This is a genomic window from Stenotrophomonas sp. 05L44_2, assembly GCF_056665995.1.
On sequence record NZ_JBFTNR010000688.1, the window covers coordinates 1 to 2,225 of the forward strand.

The 2,225-nt window shown below is 66.2% G+C and carries 2 protein-coding genes and 1 pseudogene; 1 reads left to right on the forward strand and 2 read right to left on the reverse strand.

Annotated features, from left to right (window positions below):
- Window positions 1–263: pseudogene (locus tag AC1VAN_RS19310) on the forward strand (MFS transporter); the annotation flags it as partial.
- Here the strand turns inward: AC1VAN_RS19310 and AC1VAN_RS19315 are convergent.
- Together AC1VAN_RS19315 and AC1VAN_RS19320 are read right to left on the reverse strand one after the other, a co-directional pair.
- Window positions 264–725 carry a bacteriohemerythrin gene (locus AC1VAN_RS19315; protein WP_025875341.1) on the reverse strand — a complete coding sequence of 154 codons (462 nt, stop codon included), beginning with the start codon at window positions 723–725 and terminating at the stop codon, window positions 264–266.
- A gap of 85 nt (window positions 726–810) precedes the next feature.
- The gene (locus tag AC1VAN_RS19320; protein ID WP_032975733.1) at window positions 811–2,154 is read right to left on the reverse strand and encodes a diguanylate cyclase; all 1,344 of its coding nucleotides are present in this window, start codon (window positions 2,152–2,154) and stop codon (window positions 811–813) included.
- Between the last annotated feature and the right edge of the window lie 71 nt (window positions 2,155–2,225).

The window sequence follows — 2,225 nt, forward strand, 5'->3', positions numbered from 1 at the left end:
TCCTGTGCCTGGGCCTGTTCCTGATGGGGCTGACCTACGGCCCGTGCGGCACGTTCCTGGCCGAAATCTATCCGGTGGAAGTGCGCTACACCGGTGCCTCGCTGTCGTTCAACCTGGCCGGCATTCTGGGCGCAGCCCCGGCGCCGTACCTGGCGACCTGGCTGGCCGAGCGTTATGGGCTGGTCGCGGTCGGCTACTACCTGAGCCTGACCGCAGTGATCACCCTGTGCGCGCTGCTCGCCCTGCAACGCCGCCAGCGCTGATCAGCCGAAGAAGCGCTTGAGCGTGCGGCCCAGCCAGCCGCCGCTCTGGTGCTCGCGGGCAAACTGGTTCAGGTGCTGCTTGACCTGTTCGGCATAGGCCTGGTCGTCGCCGCGGATGTGGTTGAACAGCCAGCGCGAGAGCATGGTGCGCAACTCGTCACTGATGTCCTCACCGGCCTGGAAGCGCATGCGGTATTCCGATACCCGCTTGATGAAGACCTCATGCACACGCTTGTGCGCGGCACAGAACGGGTAGCCTGCCTCCTCCATCAGCTCTTCTTCGAATGCGAAGTGCGACATGGTGTAGTCCACCACCTCGTCGATCACTTCGCCCACCGCTGCCCGCTGCAGGCTGGTCTGCGCCACGTGCAGGTGGTTGAGCATTTCGATGATGCGGCGGTGTTGCTGATCGATCACATCGATGCCGATGTTCAGATCGTCCTGCCAGACCAGTAGTGCCATCCCCGGCTCCCCTTCATGCTGATGTCGGGGCCGACTGTAGAGGCGCCGCCCACGGGCGGCGTTGATCTGGATCAAGGCATGCCTGTCAGGACAGCGCAGCCTCGCGCGGGCGCAGCGGGCTGGCCACCGTGGTGCAGCTGACCCGGTTGCGGCCTCCGGCCTTGGCCAGGTACAGCTGGCGATCGGCCTCGGAAATCAGCCGGTGCAGCGCATCACGCTGCGGCCGCAGGCAGCACAGGCCGATGCTGACCGTCATGCGCAGCGTGGCACTGCCGATGTCCACTTCCAGCGCGGCGATGCGCTGGCGCAGCTCCTCGAAATAGAGCAGGGCTTCGTCCTGTTCCATGTCCGGCACCAGCAGGCAGAACTCCTCGCCGCCGAAGCGCGCGATCAGGTCCTGGCCGCGCGCGTGGTCGCCGACAGCACGGGCTACCGCACGCAGCGCATCGTCACCCGCTTCGTGGCCGTGGGTGTCGTTGATGTGCTTGAAATGGTCGATGTCGATCATCGCCACCGCCACGCACTGGCCATGCAGCTGCAGTTGCGGCAGCTGGCGCTGGCTCTGTTCCAGGAAGCAGCGGCGGTTGGGCAGGCCGGTGAGGAAATCGCGGGTAGCGAGGTCCTGCAGCGTGCCGATCAGTTCCAGCTGGTCCACATTCTGCGAGACGCGGCAGAAGAACTCTTCACGCGAGAAGGGTTTGCGCAGGAAGTCATTGGCGCCGTTCTTCAGGAAGCGCGGAATGAGCGACGCATCGGTATTGCCGGAAATGCCGATCACCGCCACCTTGTCGCGCGAGCGCAGGGTACGCAGGCGGCGGGTGAACTCCACGCCCTGCATGCCCGGCATCTCCTGGTCGACCACGGCCAGGCGGATCGCCGGGTGCGCCTCGATCGCCGCCAGGCCTTCGCTGCCATCGGCCGCCTCGTACACCTCATGACCGTACATGCGCAGCAGGGCGGCGGCATAGCCGCGTGCGGACGGCGAGTCGTCCACCACCAGCGCGGCGATGCGCCGGTTGCGTTCCAGGCGCTGCACCAGCCAGACCAGATAGTCGATGCTGCCCGGAGTGTTCTTCAGCACGTAATCGATGATCTGCTGCTGCAGCACGCGCTTGCGCAGGTCCTCGTCGTACACGCCGCTGACCACCACGGTCGGCAGGTTGCGCTTGAGGAAGAACTCGACCACCGCGTCGCGGTCGCCATCGGCCAGCACCAGCCCGGTCAGCACCAGGAACCAGCCGCCTTCTTCACTGAGCAGGCGATCGGCTTCGGCCAGCGAGCTGGCCACCACCACCGGCAGCTCCAGGCGCTGTTCGATGGCTTCGCGCAGCATGCCGGTGAAGGCACGGGAATTTTCCACCAGCAGGATGCGCTGCGGCAGCGGATCGGCCAGGTCGCCATCGACAGCGGCCTGCGGCAGGACGGGCATGATGCGGTGGCTCACGTGGGAGGGCTCGGCAAGCGGCGTGCGGGCGATGATGCCGGCGCACAGCACCAGGA